The following is a 733-nucleotide window of genomic DNA, read 5'->3' on the forward strand; positions in this document are numbered from 1 at the left end:
GGGCTCAAAGCCGACCTCGGATGCGGCGCAGCATCATATGGTATGATGTCTTGTCAACGTCGGGTTGTCGATGTGGGAGGGCGTGGTGGATCGGAGGATCCATCATGGAAACATCAAACTTACCGGCCATCCGCGCCTTACGCCCAGCCTGGAACAAAGACCGGATCGTCGGCCAGAAAAGGCCGCTCAAGCCCAAACACGTCTGGGCGATCAGGGTGCGGCTGGAATTGGCCGAGAACCACCGTGATCTGGCGCTCTTCAATCTTGCCATCGACAGCAAGCTGCGCGGCTGCGATCTGGTGAAAATGAGGGTGGTCGATGTTATGGCATCCGGCCAAATCAAGGAACGCGCGTCGGTTCTTCAGAGCAAGACCCAGAAACCTGTGCGCTTCGAAATCTCCGAAGGCACCCGTGCATCGCTGGCAAGATGGATGCGGGAGCCGCTGATGGTCGGATCCGAATACCTCTGGCCTGGGCGTTTTCACGAACGGCTTCACATCTCTACCCGCCAGTACGCGCGCATTGTGCGTGACTGGGTGACATCCATTGGTCTGGAGGCAAGCGCCTATGGCACGCACTCGATGCGGCGAACGAAAGTCACGCAGATTTACAAGAAAACAGGCAACCTAAGGGCGGTCCAACTGCTGTTGGGTCACACCAAGATGGACAGCACTGTCAGGTACCTCGGCGTCGAGCTTGAAGATGCGCTGGTGATCGCCGAAGCTATCGAAAT

General features: G+C 57.6%; 1 protein-coding gene. It reads left to right on the forward strand.

The window, feature by feature from the left end; all coding sequences use genetic code 11:
- Window positions 1-104 precede the first annotated feature (104 nt).
- On the forward strand, window positions 105-733 hold a 629-nt coding region (locus DC366_RS19505; protein WP_108693791.1), incomplete at its 3' end, for a tyrosine-type recombinase/integrase.

The sequence above is a fragment of the Pelagivirga sediminicola genome (assembly GCF_003072125.1).
GTDB lineage: Bacteria > Pseudomonadota > Alphaproteobacteria > Rhodobacterales > Rhodobacteraceae > Roseovarius > Roseovarius sediminicola.